Annotated in this window: 18 protein-coding genes; 2 read left to right on the forward strand and 16 right to left on the reverse strand. The window is 63.1% G+C overall.

The window, feature by feature from the left end; genetic code table 11:
• Positions 1-57 precede the first annotated feature (57 nt).
• From KUH32_RS17045 to KUH32_RS17065, 5 genes are read right to left on the reverse strand one after another with little or no spacing between them, the layout of a single operon-like run.
• The gene (locus KUH32_RS17045; protein ID WP_217779865.1) at positions 58-762 is read right to left on the reverse strand and encodes a CoA transferase subunit A; all 705 of its coding nucleotides are present in this window, start codon (positions 760-762) and stop codon (positions 58-60) included.
• On the reverse strand, positions 759-1,619 hold the full coding sequence (locus KUH32_RS17050) for a 3-oxoadipate:acetyl-CoA acetyltransferase (RefSeq protein WP_217779866.1): 861 nt from the start codon (positions 1,617-1,619) through the stop codon (positions 759-761). Before KUH32_RS17050 ends, KUH32_RS17045 begins: the two co-directional genes overlap by 4 nt.
• Before the next feature lie 7 nt (positions 1,620-1,626).
• On the reverse strand, positions 1,627-1,824 hold the full coding sequence (locus tag KUH32_RS17055; RefSeq protein ID WP_217779867.1) for a hypothetical protein: 198 nt from the start codon (positions 1,822-1,824) through the stop codon (positions 1,627-1,629).
• A 29-nt stretch (positions 1,825-1,853) separates the two neighbouring features.
• Positions 1,854-2,711 (reverse strand): alpha/beta fold hydrolase, encoded by an 858-nt coding sequence (locus tag KUH32_RS17060; RefSeq protein WP_217779868.1) that lies wholly within the window; start codon positions 2,709-2,711, stop codon positions 1,854-1,856.
• Positions 2,708-3,088 (reverse strand): hypothetical protein, encoded by a 381-nt coding sequence (locus tag KUH32_RS17065; RefSeq protein WP_217779869.1) that lies wholly within the window; start codon positions 3,086-3,088, stop codon positions 2,708-2,710. Before KUH32_RS17065 ends, KUH32_RS17060 begins: the two co-directional genes overlap by 4 nt.
• Before the next feature lie 287 nt (positions 3,089-3,375).
• Between KUH32_RS17065 and KUH32_RS17070 the strand changes: the two genes are divergently transcribed.
• The gene (locus tag KUH32_RS17070) at positions 3,376-4,251 is read left to right on the forward strand and encodes a dioxygenase family protein (protein WP_217779870.1); all 876 of its coding nucleotides are present in this window, start codon (positions 3,376-3,378) and stop codon (positions 4,249-4,251) included.
• A 97-nt stretch (positions 4,252-4,348) separates the two neighbouring features.
• The gene (locus tag KUH32_RS17075; RefSeq protein WP_217779871.1) at positions 4,349-5,248 is read left to right on the forward strand and encodes a LysR family transcriptional regulator; all 900 of its coding nucleotides are present in this window, start codon (positions 4,349-4,351) and stop codon (positions 5,246-5,248) included.
• A gap of 127 nt (positions 5,249-5,375) precedes the next feature.
• Here KUH32_RS17075 and KUH32_RS17080 read toward each other — a convergent pair whose 3' ends face one another.
• The 11 genes from KUH32_RS17080 to bhcD all read right to left on the reverse strand — a co-directional run bounded on the left by KUH32_RS17080 (position 5,376) and on the right by bhcD (position 16,120).
• Positions 5,376-6,074, reverse strand: a complete 699-nt coding sequence (locus tag KUH32_RS17080; RefSeq protein ID WP_217779872.1) for an ABC transporter ATP-binding protein — start codon at positions 6,072-6,074, stop codon at positions 5,376-5,378.
• Positions 6,067-6,810: an ABC transporter ATP-binding protein gene (locus KUH32_RS17085; protein WP_217779873.1), complete on the reverse strand. Its 744-nt coding sequence runs from the start codon at positions 6,808-6,810 to the stop codon at positions 6,067-6,069. Before KUH32_RS17085 ends, KUH32_RS17080 begins: the two co-directional genes overlap by 8 nt.
• On the reverse strand, positions 6,803-7,807 hold the full coding sequence (locus KUH32_RS17090; protein WP_217779874.1) for a branched-chain amino acid ABC transporter permease: 1,005 nt from the start codon (positions 7,805-7,807) through the stop codon (positions 6,803-6,805). Before KUH32_RS17090 ends, KUH32_RS17085 begins: the two co-directional genes overlap by 8 nt.
• Before the next feature lie 4 nt (positions 7,808-7,811).
• Positions 7,812-8,681: a branched-chain amino acid ABC transporter permease gene (locus tag KUH32_RS17095; RefSeq protein ID WP_217779875.1), complete on the reverse strand. Its 870-nt coding sequence runs from the start codon at positions 8,679-8,681 to the stop codon at positions 7,812-7,814.
• A gap of 57 nt (positions 8,682-8,738) precedes the next feature.
• Positions 8,739-9,911 (reverse strand): ABC transporter substrate-binding protein, encoded by a 1,173-nt coding sequence (locus KUH32_RS17100; RefSeq protein WP_217779876.1) that lies wholly within the window; start codon positions 9,909-9,911, stop codon positions 8,739-8,741.
• A gap of 41 nt (positions 9,912-9,952) precedes the next feature.
• On the reverse strand, positions 9,953-10,732 hold the full coding sequence (gene benD / locus KUH32_RS17105; RefSeq protein ID WP_217779877.1) for a benzoate diol dehydrogenase BenD: 780 nt from the start codon (positions 10,730-10,732) through the stop codon (positions 9,953-9,955).
• Positions 10,729-11,748, reverse strand: coding sequence for a benzoate 1,2-dioxygenase electron transfer component BenC (gene benC / locus KUH32_RS17110; RefSeq protein WP_217779878.1), 1,020 nt, complete (start codon positions 11,746-11,748; stop codon positions 10,729-10,731). The genes benD and benC overlap by 4 nt, the downstream gene beginning before the upstream one ends.
• Before the next feature lie 71 nt (positions 11,749-11,819).
• Positions 11,820-12,344 carry a benzoate 1,2-dioxygenase small subunit gene (gene benB, locus KUH32_RS17115; protein ID WP_217779879.1) on the reverse strand — a complete coding sequence of 175 codons (525 nt, stop codon included), beginning with the start codon at positions 12,342-12,344 and terminating at the stop codon, positions 11,820-11,822.
• Positions 12,345-12,356: 12 nt separating this feature from the next.
• The gene (gene benA / locus KUH32_RS17120; protein ID WP_217779880.1) at positions 12,357-13,745 is read right to left on the reverse strand and encodes a benzoate 1,2-dioxygenase large subunit; all 1,389 of its coding nucleotides are present in this window, start codon (positions 13,743-13,745) and stop codon (positions 12,357-12,359) included.
• 72 nt (positions 13,746-13,817) lie between these two features.
• Positions 13,818-14,966: a muconate cycloisomerase family protein gene (locus KUH32_RS17125; RefSeq protein ID WP_217779881.1), complete on the reverse strand. Its 1,149-nt coding sequence runs from the start codon at positions 14,964-14,966 to the stop codon at positions 13,818-13,820.
• Between the two features lie 188 nt (positions 14,967-15,154).
• Positions 15,155-16,120, reverse strand: coding sequence for an iminosuccinate reductase BhcD (gene bhcD / locus KUH32_RS17130; RefSeq protein WP_217779882.1), 966 nt, complete (start codon positions 16,118-16,120; stop codon positions 15,155-15,157).
• Between the last annotated feature and the right edge of the window lie 7 nt (positions 16,121-16,127).

Raw genomic sequence — 16,127 nt, forward strand, 5'->3', positions numbered from 1 at the left:
CCTGCGCGGCGCGCGCGGCCATCTGGTTGCGGTCCCAGCCCTTCATTTCGCCAGACATCAGGCTTCCTCCCGCTTGCGGACAGTCCGCTGTTCGATGCGTTTCTCGTGCTGCCCCTGGATCAGGCGATGCACGTAGATCCCCGGCAGGTGGATGTGATCGGGGTCGATCGAGCCGCGCGGCACGATCTCTTCGACTTCGGCCACGCAGACACGACCGCACATCGCCGCTGGCGGGTTGAAGTTGCGCGCGGTCTTGCGGAAAATCAGGTTGCCGGTGTCGTCGGCCTTCCAGGCCTTCACGATGGAAAGGTCCGCAAAGATCCCCTCTTCGAGGATGTATTCCTTGCCATCCCAGACCTTTACTTCCTTGCCCTCGGCGATCTGGGTTCCCACGCCGGTCTGGGTGTAGAAACCCGGAATGCCCGCCCCGCCGGCGCGCATGCGCTCGGCCAGGGTGCCCTGCGGGTTGAACTCCAGCTCCAGCTCGCCGGACAGGTATTGGCGCATGAACTCGGCGTTCTCGCCCACATAGGACGACATCATCTTCCTGATCTGGCGGGTCGCCAGCAGCTTGCCCAAGCCGAAACCGTCAACGCCGGCGTTGTTGGACGCCACGGTCAGGTTCTTGACGCCGCTTTCCACCAGCGCGTCGATCAGCAGTTCGGGGATGCCGCAAAGGCCAAAGCCCCCGGCTGCGATCAGCATCCCGTCGTGCAGGAGGCCGTCCAGCGCCTCTGCCGCCGATCCGTATACCTTTTTCATGCTGCTTGTCCTTTCCTGGCATTCTCAGGCAGGCGCAGGCCAAGAATGCGGCGCGCGTCCTGCCAGCTCGCCACGGGGCGATTGTTCCTTTCACAGATGTCGACGGCCCGGCGCACCAGCGCGGCATTGCTGGGGGCAAGCCGGTCGCGGTCGAGGCGGACGTTGTCCTCGAGCCCGGTGCGGGCATGGCCGCCTGCGGCGATCGCCCATTCGTTCAGCGTCAGCTGATTGGACCCGATGCCTGCCGCGCACCAGGGCGCATCGGGGCCGAACAGGCGGCGCACCGTGTGGATGTAATAGTCGAACACGTCCCGATCGACCGGCATCGCGTTCTTCACGCCCATGACGAACTGGACGTAGGGGGTGCCCGCCAGCTGACCCTTGTCGGCCATGTCCTTGGCTTTCAGGATATGGCTCAGGTCGAAGGCCTCGATCTCCGGTTTTACATCGTATGTCAGCATTTCACTGGCCAGCCAGTCGACGAGGTCGGGCGGGTTCTCGTAGACCCGGGTCGGGAAGTTGTTCGATCCGACGGACAGAGAGGCCATGTCGGGCGACAGCGGTAGCATCCCGCCGCGTGTTCGACCGGCGCCTGAGCGCCCTCCGGTCGAGAACTGGATAATCATGCCGGGGCAGTGTTTCTCGATCCCCTCTTTCAGAGCGGCGAATTTCTCGGGGTCCGATGAGGGCGTCTGATCGTCGTTGCGAACATGGGCGTGGACGATGGTGGCCCCGGCCTCGAAAGCCTCGTGAGTGGATTCCACCTGCTCTGAAACAGTGATCGGAACCGCGGGGTTGTTGGCTTTCGTGGGCAGGCTGCCGGTGATCGCCACGCAGATGATGCAGGGAGTGGTCATGTGATCTTCATCCGTTGGACGTTGCGGGTTGGGGGCCGGTGCGCCCGAGTCCCTCAGGCGCCAAGAACGCAAAGCCGAAACGGGTGGGGCTTGCGTTCGATTCCTCGATGGCCCGGCGCTCATGCTCGGTGAAGAACATCCAGGCGGCATCGGCCTTCTTGTGTTTCTTGCATCCGGGGCATGGTGTTTCGGCGTTCTTGCACATGGCTCCTCCTCCTGCGCAGGGTTGAACGGTCAGGCGGCCGCCGACGTCGACTTCGGCATTTTTTCCAGCGCTTCGACGAAGAATGGACGGAAGCCCTCGGGATGCTCGCTCATCGGGAAGTGACCGAGCTCGTCCATGACAGCCAAAGTGGCGCCGGGGATGGCCTTGGCCGTCCGCGCCGCATCTTCGGGTGTGCAGGTCAGGTCGTAGGCGCCAACGATGATGTGCACCGGTGTTTTCGCCGTGTTGATCGTGGGCAGACGCGGGATCAGGCTGTCGTCGCGGGTGTAGAAGCTGAGGTCACCGCGGAAGACACCGGGGCCGCTCTGCATGAACATCCACAGCGTATTCCAGCGCTCTGCATCTGGGGCATAGGGCGAGATATTGGCCGAAACCAGCGCCGCGCCCATCTCGCCGCCATGGGCGTCGGGGCGGTGGAACCAGTCGATGTCGTACCAGGCAGGCTGGAAATCCGAGGCCTCGATGGCGATGAACCCGCTGAACTTGTCAGCGTGCAGCGCCGCCAGTTGCAGCGCGATGCGCCCGCCCATCGAACAGCCGGCCAGCACAGGGCGATCAAGGCCCAGCCCGTCGATCACCGCCAGAACGGTTTCGATGTAGGCCTCGGTCGTCAGCAAGTATTCCTGGGTCTCGAAGCCTTCGGGCGGAAGCGACTTGCCATGCCAGGGCATGTCGAAGGCGATCAGGCGATGCGACGCCGTGATGCCTGCGTCGTTCATCAGGTGGCGCCATTGGCGGGTATCGGCGCCTGCGGTGTGCAGGCAAACGACGGGGCGCCCCTGTCCCGCCTCTTCGAAATAGATGCGGCGCGGCGCGCCTTCGATCTCGACAGTCAGGTAACGGCCGGTGATGGGTTCGATGCTCATGCTGCAAGCTCCTCTTTCGCACGGGCCAGCGTCAGCACATCCTTGAAGAAGCGCAGGTTCTTGACGAGGCTGAGGATGTCGCCATCGATCCGTCCGCGGCCGATCTTGACCAGGCCAAAGATGTCGTGAAAGCCCGGCTCGGGACGCGCCTGCCAGAACTTGTCCAGCGCTTCGGCATCCGTGCGCAGGGCAAAGCGCCACGGCGTCTTGCGGCTGGGACCTTCGGCGATCGAGACGATGCGCCCCTTTTCGAAGGTCAGGTAGTATTCGGCGCCGTCGACGTCGATCAGCACCGTTTCCGAGAACAACCGACCGAGTCTCAGCAGGTGCGGCGTCGCCTCAAGGCTTGTCTGGATTTGTTTGAAGGTATCGAGCACCTTTGCCTCCCTGTGCGCTTGTTGGTCGGGACCGAGATGCCATGACCGTGGGTCAGCAGGCCATGCCAGCGAGGGTATGGGGCAATACTCTTCGGCGGCGTCAGCCAAAGCGAAGGTTCGAGAAAGGCACGTTCGACGGTTCTGCAACGCGCAGGCCAGCATGGGTATCACCCGATACCGCAGCAGGCATTGGGCAGCGGCGTGGTTTCGACGACATCTATTCCACGACGAGAGGCGGCGAGGCTTCTCGTAGCCGAACACCGCACTGCCAGGAGGAGGATTTACCCATGGGCATCGTCAACCAAGACAACATCACCGACGTCGTGATCGACAGCCTCGGCAAGAATGGCGAGATCACCGATCGCCAGCGCGAGATCATGACATCGCTCATCAAGCACATGCATGGTTTCATCAAGGAGGTGAAACTGCAGCACAGCGAGTTCCTCGAAGCCTGCAACTACCTCGTTCGTGCGGGCAAGCTCAGCAACGACAATCGGCAGGAATTCATCCTGCTGGCCGACATCCTCGGCGTCGAGGTCCTGGTCGACATGATGACCAACCCTGCCGACGGCACTGCCAGCGAATCCACCGTGCTGGGCCCGTTCTATCGCGAAAACCCGCCGGTGCTGCCGAAAGGCGGCTCGACCATCCAGAAGCACTTCGACAACGAGGAAACCGCGTATTTCGAAGGCTACATCAAGGACGAGAACGGCAAGGGCATCGCCGGTGTCACGCTGGACGTCTGGGAAGACGCCCCGAACGGCATCTATGAAAACCTCGACCCCGACCAGCCGGAATACAACCTGCGCGGCCGCTTCGAGACCGACGAGAACGGCCACTATGCCTTTGTCGCCGTGCGCCCGGTACCCTACCCGATCCCCGAGGACGAGACCGCCGGTGAGCTGCTGCGCTTCATGGGCCACCACCCGAACCGCCCCGGCCACATGCACTTCATCATCTCGAAGGACGGCTACCGCCCGCTGATCAGCCAGATCTACGACGCCGACAGCAAGTGGCTGGAAGACGACAGCGTCTTTGCGGTCAAGGAAAGCCTGATCGGCAAGTTCAAACCCGCACCGAAAGAGCTGGGCACCGACCTGCACTTCGAGTTCGATTTCGTGCTGAAATCTGAAGCCCGCGCGCAGGCTGTCGCCGCCGAGTGATCCCCGATACCTCCCTGAGAACTGGCCCCCGTTTCGTCGGGGGCCTTTTTTCGTTTCGCGCAATCGCCTAACGTCACGGTGCGGGGGAGAGACATGAATGAACTTCAAACAGTTGACATATTTCATCGCGGTCGCGGAAGAGCTGCATTTCGGGCGTGCCGCCGAACGGCTGGACATGGCTCAACCGCCGCTCAGCAGGCAGATCAAGCAGCTGGAGGATGAGCTTGAAGCGGTTCTCTTCAACAGGGGCCGCAGCGCGATCACGCTGACGCAAGCGGGTGAACGCCTGCTGCAAAGGGGGAAGGCGATCCTTGCACAGCTCGAGGACACCAAGCTCGAAGTGCGCCGGCTTGGCCAAGGGGCCGAGGGCAGGCTTCGGATCGGCTTCGTCGGATCGGCAACCTTCGGCATCCTGCCGAACATCATCAGGTCCTACCGGGCAAATTTCCCTGACGTGAACCTCAGCCTCGTGCCCATGAACAACGCGGAATTGTACCGGGCACTGGTTTCGCGCGAACTCGACGTCGCCTTCGCGCGACCGGCGCTGAAGGACCCAGAGTTCCTGACGAAACACCTGATGGAAGAAAAGCTGATCCTTGCCCTGCCCGATACCATCGATACCGAAGCCCGGACAGTCGCGAAACTCGAACGCCTCGAGACCCACAATCTGATCCTCTATCCCGAACGGCCCCGGCCCAGCTACGCGGACATGGTGCTGAACGCTGTCGAGGCTGCCGGGTTCAAGACGCCGCTGCGCATCTGGTGCATGGATCTGCAAACCGCCCTGAGCCTGGTCGCTGTCGGAGAAGGCGTCTGCATCGTGCCGGAGTCTGTCGCAAACGCGCCCCGCAAGGGTATGAAGTTCCTGAACATCGAACCCGAGATAGCGCGGACCGAGCTGTCGGTGAATTACCGCCTGGACGAACAGGGCGTGCACGTGAAGAACTTTGTTGCGATGGCGCAGAAGGTCGCGCGGAAAAGCCCGATCAAGAAATGAAGCCAAAGCTGTTAGCGCCAAAAAATATCGGAGCCTGACAGCTTGATGCGACGTCCCCCGCGGAAGGCGGACCCGCGTGGGCCTTCCGCCTGCGGGGTCGGATGCACCTTCCCCGCAGAACGTTTGCTCAGACGCCGAGCCAGGTATGCTGCGTCTCGTGGTCGGCCCTGATCTCTTCCGCGCTGCCCGTCCAGACAACCTGCCCCTTGCCGACGACGACCACATCGTCGGCAAGCGACGTGGCAAAGCCAAAGTTCTGCTCGACGATGATCATCGACAGGCCCTCGGCCTTCAGCTCCTGCAACTTGTCGTGGATCAGCTTGACGATGATCGGGGCCAGCCCTTCGGTCGGCTCGTCGAGGATCAGAAGGCGTGGGTTCATCAGCAGCGCCCTGGCGATGGCCAGCATTTGCTGTTCGCCACCCGAGAGTTGCGTGCCGCCGTTGTCCAACCGCTCGCCAAGGCGCGGGAAGAGGTCCAGCACCCGCTCCATCGTCCAGCCTGAAGTGGCAGCTCCAAACCGCTTGGCCGCGATCTCGAGGTTCTCGCGCACTGTCAGGGACGGAAAGATGTCGCGTGTCTCCGGCACGTAGGCGATGCCGCTCTTGGCCACATCGAAAGGGCGGTCCGCGATGGGCTTGCCGTCAAAGACGATCCCGCCCGATTTCAGCGGAAGCAAACCCATGATCGTCTTGAGCGTCGTGGACTTGCCGGCCCCGTTACGGCCAAGGATGGCCAACACCCGGCCCTGTTTCGCTTCGAGGGACAAGCCGTAGAGAACCTGCGTCTCGCCATAGCCGGACTGGACTGCGCTCAGTTCAAGCATCTTCCCAACTCCCCAGGTAAATTTCCTTCAACAGCTTCGAGCCGCGTGCCGCGTCGGGCAGGCCGTCGAAAACCACTTCGCCATAATTCAGCACGGTGATCGTGTCGGCGACATCGAAGGCGAGATCCATGTCATGCTCGATGATCAGCATGGTCAGGTCCCTCGGCAGATTGTTGAGCAGGTCGTGGAACCCCTTGGACATCTCGGGGCCGACGCCGCTCGTGGGTTCGTCCATCAGCAGGACGAGCGGCCGGGTCGCCAGAGCGACGCCGACCTCCAGTTGCCGCCGCACGCCGTAGCTGATCTCGGAGACCTTGGCATGCAGGTAGGGCATCAGCCGGACCTGCTCTGCCACCTCGTCGACGATCTCGCGCACTTCGCGTTTTGCCAGGCTGTCGGACCAGAGCTGCGTCGCATTGCCGGTGTGAACAGCCGCGGCGAGGCCCAGGTTCTCCTCTACCGTCAACCCGTCGAACAACGTGTTCTTCTGGTAGCTGCGGGACAGTCCGCGCCGGGCGCGCTTCGCCACAGGAAGCGCGGTCACGTCCTCGCCCGCGAGATGGACCGAGCCGCTGTCCGGCGCCAGTTCCCCCACCAGCAGGTTGAACAGCGTGGTCTTGCCGGCGCCATTCGGCCCCAGGATCACCCGGCGCTCACCGCGTTCCAGCTTCAGCGAAACCTTTCGCGTGACGTGAACCGCACCGAAACTCTTGTCCAGATTGCGTGTCTCAAGCATCGTTCACCACCTCCCCGGGCTGCTGCTTGCGCGTGGCGTCGGCCACGCGTCGGTCTATGCGTGCGCCCCAGCGGGCTTCGATCCAGCCGAAGATACCGTTGGCGCGGCTCATCACGACGGCGATCAGGATGACGCCGACGACGAGATGCCAGTAGGTCGTCACGGCGCTCAGTTCATGTTTCAGGACGACGAAGGCCGCAGCGCCCACGAGCGGGCCGACCAGCGTGCCGAGGCCGCCCAGGATCACCACCACCAGCGCCTCGCCCGAGACGGTCCAGCTCAGAAGACCCGGCGAAATGAACATGATGTGTTGTGCGGCCAGAACGCCCGCGAGACCCGCGATCATGCCCGACAGCCCGAAGACGTCCGCCTTTACCCGCCAGACCGTCAGGCCGAGCGCGCGCATGCGCTGTTCGTTGTGCATGACACCAGACAACGAACGGCCAAGGCCGGAGCGCAGGATCAGGACCGAAGCACCGTAGACTGCGCCCAGAACGGCAAGGCAGAACACGGCAAAGGTCCGGCTGTCGTTCAGGTCGAGACCGATCAGGCTCAGGTCCAGCCGTTCGATCCCACCAAGGCCGTCGTCGCCGCCAAAGACCGGTGCCTCGAACACGTAGGAATAGGCCATTTGACCAAAGGCGAGCGTCGCCATGATGAAGTAGATCCCGTGGCTGCGCGAGCAGACCGCCCCGATCACCCAACCCGCGACGCCGGTCAGGGCGACGGCCCCGGCCATTGCCACCGGAGGTGCGACACCGGCCTTTGTCGAAAGAAGCGCGTAGGCATAGGCGCCGACGCCCATCAGAGCACCGTGGCAGAGCGATACCATGCCGGCGAAGCCCGCGACGATATCAAGCGCCAGCACAAGGATCGCCAGGACCAGGATCTCGGTCAGGATCTCCAGCCCGAAATACTCAGCGGTGAAAGCCTGAAAAAGGGCAGCGACAGCCAACAGGATCAGGACGGCATAGCGAAGTGAGTTGTGACGAAACATCGACTTATCCTTTCGCCGGGAAGAGGCCCACGGGCTTGATCACGAGGACCGCGGCCAGCAGGGCGTAGATGAGGACAGAGGCGAGTTGCGGGGCCAAAACGGCGCCGAAGGTCTGCACGAAGCCGTAGATCAGCGATCCGGCGATCGCGCCCTTGAGTGAGCCAAGACCGCCGATGACGATCACGATCAGCGTGGGGATCAGGATTTGCAGCCCCATGTCGGGCGTGACGCTCAGAAGCGGTGCGGCCACGGCCCCGGCAAGTCCAGCCAACGCACAGCCGAAGCAGAAGACGATGAAGAAAAGCCGCTCGACGTTGATACCTAGGCAGGCGGCCATGGCGTCGTTGTCAACGCCTGCGCGGATCATCGCGCCGATCTGGGTGCGGCTCAGCACGAAGGCCAGCGCCGCGAAGATGGCGAGGCCCAGCCCGATGATGAACAGCCGATAGGTCGGGTATTCGACCCCGAGAAAGGCCAAGCGGCCCTCCAGAAGCGCCGGCACCTCGATGGCAAGCGCGAGGTCACCCCAGAAGATGCGGGTGAGGTCGAGAAGCGCGAAGATCAGACCGAACGTGACCAGCACCTGTGCCATCGGGCCGGACTTGCGCATCCGCTTGATGAGGCCGGAATAAAGCAGGACACCCACCCCAGCGACCGCGACCGGCGCGAGGAAGAAGCCCATCCAGTAGCCGCCAACCGCTGCCAGTGACGCCGCGAAGTAGGCACCCAGTGCGTAAAGCGACCCATGCGCGAGGTTGACGAAATGCATCAGCCCGAAAATGACCGTCAGGCCGATGGAGAGCAGAAAGAGAAGCATCGAGAGTTGCAGCGCGTTGAGCGCCTGAAGCGTCCAGAAGCCGAGATCATGTGCCATTGCCGGGTCCTCCTCCGGGGTAGATCCGGCCGTCTGCGACGGCCGGGCGCTGTTGGGTCAGTTGGAGACAGGCGCCATCTGGCAGCCGTTGACGGGATCGGCCTCGGCCGGCAACTGCGCCAGGACCTTCTGGGTCAAGCCGTTCTCGCCAGCGACGGTCTCGTAGACGTAGATCGGCTGCACCACGTTGTTGGTGGCCGGGTCGATCGAGGTCTTGCCGCGCGGGCCGTCGAAGCTGACCTGGCGCAGCGCAAGTGCCAGAGCTTCGCGGTCGGTCGCCCCGGTCTTGGCGGCCTCGATCAGCGCGCGGGCGGCGTCATAGCCCTGCACGGCGAATTCGGAGGGCACCCGACCGGTTTCGGCGGTGAAGGCTTCGGCAAAGGCTTTGTTCTCGGCGTTGTCGATGGTCGGCACGTAGTGCAGCGCCGTGATCACGCCTTCGGCGGCGGGGCCTTCGGCGTTCACATACAGCGGCGAGGTCAGGAAGCCCGAACCGTAGAGCGGCAGCTCGGCCTTGAGCCCGAAGCTGTCGTACTGCTTGACGAAGGCGATGGCCTCGCCACCGGCATAGAAGACATAGACGGCGTCGGCGCCGCTCGCCTTCGCCTGCGCCAGGTAGGGACCGAAGTCCTGCGTCTTCTGGAAAGGCGTGAACTCCTGCCCGACGATCTCACCGCCGGCGGCAGTGAAGCTCGCGGAAAAGGCATCGATCATCTGGCGTCCAGCGGCGTAGTCGGGCGCCAGCGTGAACACCTTCTTGATGCCCTGCTCCGCCATCCAGTTGCCCATCGGGCGGTTGACCTGCCCGTTGGAGAAGGACACGCGCGTGATGTAGGGCGAGCAGTCGGCGCCGGTGGCTTCGTCATTGCCGGCATTGGCGACGATCAGCGGAACGCCCGCGCCGTCGATCATGTTACGCACTGCGCCCAGCACGCCCGAGGAAACGATGCCGGCGACCACGTCGACCTTGTCCTGCAGGATCAGTTTCTTGGCCTTGCCAAGCGCAACCGGCGGCTTGACCTCGGTGTCCTCGCGGACAATTTCGAAGGTTGCGCCGGCATCGGAGCCAAAGTGCTTGAGCCCGAGTTCAAAGCCCGCATCGATGTCGTTGCCGAGTGCCGCGTAAACGCCCGAATAGGGCAAAAGCAGGCCGACCTTGATGTCTTCGGCCGTTGCAGGCAAAGCGAGAGTGGTGGCGAGCCCGAGGGCCGCCAGGATTGCGCGTTTCATTGTGGATCTCCTCCAGTTTGTGTCTGACCCCACCTCGGGGTCTATCCCAGGTCTCCCCCACCCACCGGTACCGTAACGCCGGTGATGTAGGAGGCTTCGTCCGACGCAAGAAACAGGATTGGCCCTGCCTGCTCGTCGAGCGTTCCGTATCGTTTCATGAACGAGGACTGGATCGTCTGGTCGACGATGGTCTTGTACCAGTCCTCGCGCTGTTCCTCTTCCGCGTTCGGGTTACGCGGCACGACGCGGGGCGGCGCCTCGGTCCCGCCGGGCGCGGTGGCGACGACGCGAATGCCGCGTTCGGCCACTTCCCAGGCGAGGCTGGCGGTGATCGCGTTCACACCGCCCTTGGCCGCCGCATAGGGCACGCGGTTCAATCCCCGCGTGGCGATGGACGAGACGTTGACGATCACGCCGCTTTCACGCGGCAGCATGTGGTCGATGGCCGCGCGGCAGCAGTAGAGCGTGGGAAACAGCGACCGCCGCACCTCGGCGTCGATCTGCTTCGGCTCGTAGAACTCGTAAGGCTTGGCCCAGATCGTGCCGCCGACGTTGTTGACGAGGACGTCGATCCGGCCCCAAAGGTCCACGGCCTTTTGCATGGCCTTCTCACAGCCCGCCCAGGTCTCGAGATTGACCGAGATCGCCTGTGCCTCACCACCTGCCGCGCGGATCGCCTTCACCACCTCCGAGCGGGCCGGAGACCGGTCGACGATCAGCACGCGGGCGCCTTCGGCCGCGGCGCGTTCGGCGACGCGGCGGCCGATGCCCTGTGCCGCGCCGGTCACGACCATGACCTTGTCTGCAAAGCGGCCGGTCATGCGACCGCCTTCTCTTCTGTCGGGTTGAACTTCTCGTAATAGAAGTTGGCAGGCTCGACACCCAATTTGCCGAAATGGCCCCGGACGGCATCGACCATCGGCGGCGGGCCGCAGAGGTAGACGTCGCACCCGCCCTGCACCAGGTCGTCGGCGGTGACGTGATCGGTGACAAAACCCTTGCGCTCATGTGCGTCTTCCGCGGCGGCCAGGATTGTGATGACCGTCACGTTGCCGATCCGGTCGGCCAAGGTCTTGACGCGGTCCAGTTCCACAAGGTCCGCAGCGCGGGTCACGGCGTAGTAAAGCGTGATCGGATGATCCGTGCCTTGTTCCGCCACCTGTTCCAGCATGGACAGGAAAGGCGCAAGACCGGTGCCTCCCGCCAGCCAAAGCTGCGGCCGTTCGATTGGACGCAGGTAGAAGGCGCCCATCGGGCCGGTCAGCGTGACGGCATCGCCGGGCCGGGCATGCTGGCCCAGATACGTGCTCATCACACCGCCCGTCAGGTTGCGGATCAGGAATGTGGCTTCATCCGCGCCCGGCGCAGATGAGAACGAATAGGACCGGTGCTTGCCGGTGCCCGGGACCGTGACGTTGACGTACTGACCGGGCAGGAAACCGACCGGCTTGGCCAGCTTCACCCGCAGACCGAAGGAGGTTTCCGACAAGTGGTCGACGCCGAGAACTTCACCGTCAACCGCTTCCGGAGCCGTCTTGCAAACCGCCGACGACGCCGGGACGCGCAGGACGCAATCGCTTTCCGGGATCATCTGGCAGGTCAGGACATAGCCCTGCTCGGCCTCCTCGTCGGACATCGACTCGTCCATGTAGAATTCCAGCTCGTACTCGCCCTTTTCGGCAAAGCACTTGCAGGTGCCACAAACGCCGTCGCGGCAGTCCATCGGCAGGTTGATCTTCTGGCGGAAGGCGGCGTCCGTCACCTTCTCGTCGTCGTCGCATTGGATGACGCGCGTCACGCCATCTTCGAAGTTCAGGGCGATGTTGTAGGTCGTCATGGCATGCTCCTCCCTTGGCCGCGCACCGGGAACGGTGCGCGGAGGTTCGTTTGTCGTCCGCTTGGGCGCGATCAGATGTGGTAGACGTCGATCACGTGGTGGATGTGATCGTTCTTCAGGACCACCTTCTTGTCGGTGATGAGCGGTTTCGGACCACTGGTGTCGATCGAGTAGAACGACGTGCCCCAGTGCTGGTCTGTCTTGCCGTAGCGGTAGCTGAGCGTCTGCCAGTTGAAGCGCAGGTCGATCTGCGATCCATCCCTGCTCAGCACCTCGATTCCGGACAGGTAATGATTGGTCCGCGGCTCCGGCAGCGAGGTGGCCGAGGACCGGTCGGTCTTGATCCGGAACACGCGATCCTCGATGCCTTGCTTGTTGGGGTAGTACATCAGGGACATCTCGTTGGCCGGATCCTCGGTCAATTTGTCCTCGTCGTCCCAGGTCGGCATCCAGAACGGGCAATCCTTGTGGTAGAAGGCCAGCCAGGTATCCCAGTCGCGGTCGTCCAGAGCGCGGGCCTCGGCGAAGAGGAAGGCCTGGATGTCCTCGAAGGTCATTGCGTTGTCGGCGGCGCGTTCAAGCGTTGCGGTTGTCATTGTCTTTCCTCCTCACTCGGCTGCGACCGACGCCTTGGGCGCGGTTTCGCGTTCCTTGGCGATGGCGTCGCCCATCCGCTCGGACCAGTTGCTGTGTTGAATGACGAAGAGACCTTCGTCTTCGGTGCGGGCGCCGGACAGGATCGGGTTGATCCCCAACGCCTTGGCGTCCTCATCCGGGCCTTCGATCCACTGGGTGGCACCGCGGGTCAGGTCGTTCCACTTGGCATGCGCCGCGCCGGCATAGCCGCGCTGGGTTGCCCGGAACTCCTCGGTGTCGTCCGGCGTCGCCATCCCGGAGGCGTTGAAGAAGTCCTCGTATTGGCGGATGCGGCGGGTGCGCGCCTCCTGGCTTTCGCCCTTGGGGGCGATGCAGTAGATCGTGACCTCGGTCTGGTCGACACTGATGGGTCGGAACACCCGGATCTGGCTGCTGAACTGGTCCATCAGGAAAACGTTGGGGTAGAGGCAGAGGTTGCGCAGCACGCCCACCATCCAGTCGGCTTTCGTCTTGCCGTACTTCTCGGTCCACTCCTCCTTGCGCGGATAGTTCGGGCGGTTGGTCGGGTCGGCCCATTCGGTCCAGAGCAGGATGTGGCCGTTCTCGTAGGCGTGGAAGCCGCCGCGCTGCTTGGCCCATTTCGAGGCGTCGGTCGCCTTGATGTTGTCTTCCTTGCCGTCGTCGGTGCGGTGCGCGGTGGTGGCCACGTAGTTCCAGTGCACGGCCGAGACGTGGTAGCCGTCGGCGCCGTTTTCGGCCTGCAGCTTCCAGTTGCCGTCATAGGTGTAGGTCGAGGAGCCGCGCAAAACTTCCAGACCCTCGTCGGCCTGGTCGACGATCATGTCGATCATCTTGCGCGCCTCGCCCAGGTATTCCTCCAGCGGTTTCACATCGGCATTGAGCGAGCCGAACAGGAAGCCGCGGTAGTTCTCGAACCGGGCAACCTTGGTCAGGTCATGGCTGCCGTCCTTGTTGAACTGCTCGGGATAGCCGGCACCCTTGGGGTCCTTGACCTTGAGCAGCTTGCCGGTGTTCGAGAAGGTCCAGCCGTGGAACGGGCAGGTGAAGGTCTTCTGGTTGCGGCGCTTGAACCGGCAAAGCTGCGCGCCGCGGTGCGAACAGGCATTGACCAGCGCGTGCAACTCGCCGTCCTTGTCGCGGGTGATGACGACGGGCGTCCGGCCCATGGTCAGGGTGAAGTAGTCACCTGGCTCGGGAATCTGGCTTTCATGCGCCATGTAGATCCAGTTGCCTTCGAAGATGTGCTTGATCTCGAGCTCGAACAGTTCTTCGTCGGTGAAGATGTCACGGCGGCAGCGAAAGACACCGTTTTCCGGATCGTCCTGGATTGCGCCATCAAGCCGCGCTTCGAATTCGTCGAGATTGGATTGGGTGAACATTATTGGTCCTCCTCCTGACTGCCTCGGCGCTTTGGTACGCGCCTTGGCTGGGTTTGATGTGGTGTCGCGGGCTTATTTGCCGACGACGGCTTTCATGGTCCGCCCGCCATCGCGGCGGAAGAAATCGATCTTGTCGGTATCGAGCGTGGCGCCGATGCCGACCCCCTTTGGGATCTCGACGCAGAAATCGCGGTAAACGATCGGTTTCGCGAGAATGTCTTCGGTCAGCAGCAGCGGGCCAAAAAGCTCGGTGCCCCAGGCCAGATCCTCGACGGTCGAAAACAACTGCAACGCCGCGGCGGTGCTCAGCCCGGTTTCCAGCATCGTGCCGGCGTAAAGGCCAAGACCTGCGGCCTCCCCGATCGCAATCACCTCGGACGCGCGCTTGAGCCCGCCCGACTGCCCGATCTTGACCGCGAAGACATCCGCCCCGCGCACTGATGCGACTTCCAAGGCATCCTCGGGACCGTTCAGCGCCTCGTCCGCCATCACGGCGATCTCATAGCCTTTGGTCAGCTCTGCCATGGCGCGGCGATAGCGTGCGGGAACCGGTTGTTCGACCAACTCGCAACCTGCGCCCTGAAGACCCTTGAGACCCCAGCGTGCGTCCTGCAGGGACCATGCCGTGTTCACGTCGACGCGCACGCTCGCGGCGTCGCCGACGGCTTCTTTGATCCGCGCCACATGCGCCACGTCTTCACGCACGGACCGCTTGCCGATCTTCAGCTTGAAGATGTTGTGGCGGCGGGTTTCGATCATCTCCAGCGCCTCGGCGATGTCGGTGTCCGAATTTCCAGAAGCCAGGGTCCACGCAACCGGCAGTTTCTCGTGAACGGCGCCGCCGAAGAGTTGCGACACCGGTACGCCCAGGCGCTTGCCCAGCCCGTCCCAAAGCGCGATCTCGATGGCTGTCTTGGCGATGCGGTTGGCCTTGACCAGCTTGTCGATCAGCTGGATCGCGCCATTCACGTCGTCACCATTTCGTCCGAGCAGCGCCGGTGCGATATAGGTATCGATCGCGGACTGGATGCCTTCGGGGCTTTCGGGGCCATAGCTGAGGCCGCCTATCGTCGTGCCCTCACCGATGCCTTCGGAGCCGTCCGAGAACTTGATCTTCACGAGAACGGCGGTTTGCGTCCGCATCGTGGCCATTGACAGCACGTGACCGCGAATGGTCGGGATGTCGAGGATCATGGTCTCGATCTGGTCAATCTTGGTCACTGGGGCTCACCACATCTGCAGGTTTCACTTGGGTGCAGATTGCCCGCCCGAGCCGGATTCTGTCGATGATTGGGGGGGTCTTGGGTGATACCCTGGCGAGTCACAGGCTGCCTGCGACCCCCGGAAACGAAAACAGGCGTCACGAATTGCGACGCCTGTCTCGGATCGTCTTCGGGAATGGCGACAGGTCAGAAATCGACCTCGATGGCAACGCCACGCGCAACCGCGAGATCGACCACCGCCGCGGCAACGGCAAGGTCTTGCAGGCCGACGCCGGTACCGTCGAAAAGCGTGATCTGATCGTCCGAGCCGCGACCCGGATGGGTGCCGTTGATCACGGCACCAAGCTGCGCGATGTCGCTTTCCGCGATCAGGCCCTGTTCAATCGCGTGCTGCGGTTCGCCGATGCTGATGGACTGGGCCACTTCATCGGTAAAGACCGCCGCGCGGGCCAGCAGCGCGGCCTCGACCTCCTGCTTGCCTTTGGTATCTGTTCCCATGCAGGCGATGTGGGTGCCGGGGCTGACATGGTCGGCCATGAGCGACGGCGCAAAAGCCGAGGTGATCGAGACGATCACATCTGCGGCGCGCATCCCGGGCAGGTCCACCGCTTCGAATGAAACACCGGCTTCCGCCGCGACCTTTTCGATATTTGGCAGCATCTCGGGGTGGTAGTTCCAGCCGATGACCTTCTCAAAGGTCCGTTGTTCCAACGCAGCCCGCAGCTGAAAGGCGGCCTGATGCCCTGCACCGATCATGCCGATGACCTTGGCATCGGCCCGGGCCAGGTGCTTGATCGACACCGAAGACGCCGCTGCCGTGCGCAGCGCGGTCAGCAGATTGCCGCCCACCACCGCAGAGGGCTTGCCGGTATCGGGATCGAACAGAAACACGGTTGACTGGTGATTGATCAGGCCACGTTTTTCCAGATTGTTGGGCCAATACCCGCCCGCCTTGAGGCCCAACGTCAGGCCAGCACGGTCGAACCCACCTTTGAATCCATAAAGCGCATCTTCGTGACCGATCGCCTCACGCACCACCGGAAAGTTGTAGGCATCGCCTGAGGCCATCGCGGCAAACACCTTTTCGACGGCATCAAAAGCCGCTGCGCGCGTCATCAGATCGGCAATTTCCCGTTCCGGTACGATCAGCATGGGTTTC

It is taken from the genome of Thalassococcus arenae (assembly GCF_019104745.1).
Classification (GTDB): Bacteria; Pseudomonadota; Alphaproteobacteria; order Rhodobacterales; family Rhodobacteraceae; genus Thalassococcus_B; species Thalassococcus_B arenae.

Coding starts and splice junctions, on each gene's coding strand:
- benA (WP_217779880.1), bottom strand. CDS start 13,745: ATGTTCACCCAATCCAATCTCGACGAATTCGAAGCGCGGCTTGATGGC.
- KUH32_RS17085 (WP_217779873.1), bottom strand. CDS start 6,810: ATGCTTGAGACACGCAATCTGGACAAGAGTTTCGGTGCGGTTCACGTC.
- KUH32_RS17100 (WP_217779876.1), bottom strand. CDS start 9,911: ATGAAACGCGCAATCCTGGCGGCCCTCGGGCTCGCCACCACTCTCGCT.
- benB (WP_217779879.1), bottom strand. CDS start 12,344: ATGACAACCGCAACGCTTGAACGCGCCGCCGACAACGCAATGACCTTC.
- bhcD (WP_217779882.1), bottom strand. CDS start 16,120: ATGCTGATCGTACCGGAACGGGAAATTGCCGATCTGATGACGCGCGCA.
- KUH32_RS17080 (WP_217779872.1), bottom strand. CDS start 6,074: ATGCTTGAACTGAGCGCAGTCCAGTCCGGCTATGGCGAGACGCAGGTT.
- KUH32_RS17075 (WP_217779871.1), top strand. CDS start 4,349: ATGAACTTCAAACAGTTGACATATTTCATCGCGGTCGCGGAAGAGCTG.
- KUH32_RS17050 (WP_217779866.1), bottom strand. CDS start 1,619: ATGACCACTCCCTGCATCATCTGCGTGGCGATCACCGGCAGCCTGCCC.
- KUH32_RS17090 (WP_217779874.1), bottom strand. CDS start 7,807: ATGTTTCGTCACAACTCACTTCGCTATGCCGTCCTGATCCTGTTGGCT.
- KUH32_RS17045 (WP_217779865.1), bottom strand. CDS start 762: ATGAAAAAGGTATACGGATCGGCGGCAGAGGCGCTGGACGGCCTCCTG.
- KUH32_RS17095 (WP_217779875.1), bottom strand. CDS start 8,681: ATGGCACATGATCTCGGCTTCTGGACGCTTCAGGCGCTCAACGCGCTG.
- KUH32_RS17070 (WP_217779870.1), top strand. CDS start 3,376: ATGGGCATCGTCAACCAAGACAACATCACCGACGTCGTGATCGACAGC.
- KUH32_RS17055 (WP_217779867.1), bottom strand. CDS start 1,824: ATGTGCAAGAACGCCGAAACACCATGCCCCGGATGCAAGAAACACAAG.
- benD (WP_217779877.1), bottom strand. CDS start 10,732: ATGACCGGCCGCTTTGCAGACAAGGTCATGGTCGTGACCGGCGCGGCA.
- benC (WP_217779878.1), bottom strand. CDS start 11,748: ATGACGACCTACAACATCGCCCTGAACTTCGAAGATGGCGTGACGCGC.
- KUH32_RS17060 (WP_217779868.1), bottom strand. CDS start 2,711: ATGAGCATCGAACCCATCACCGGCCGTTACCTGACTGTCGAGATCGAA.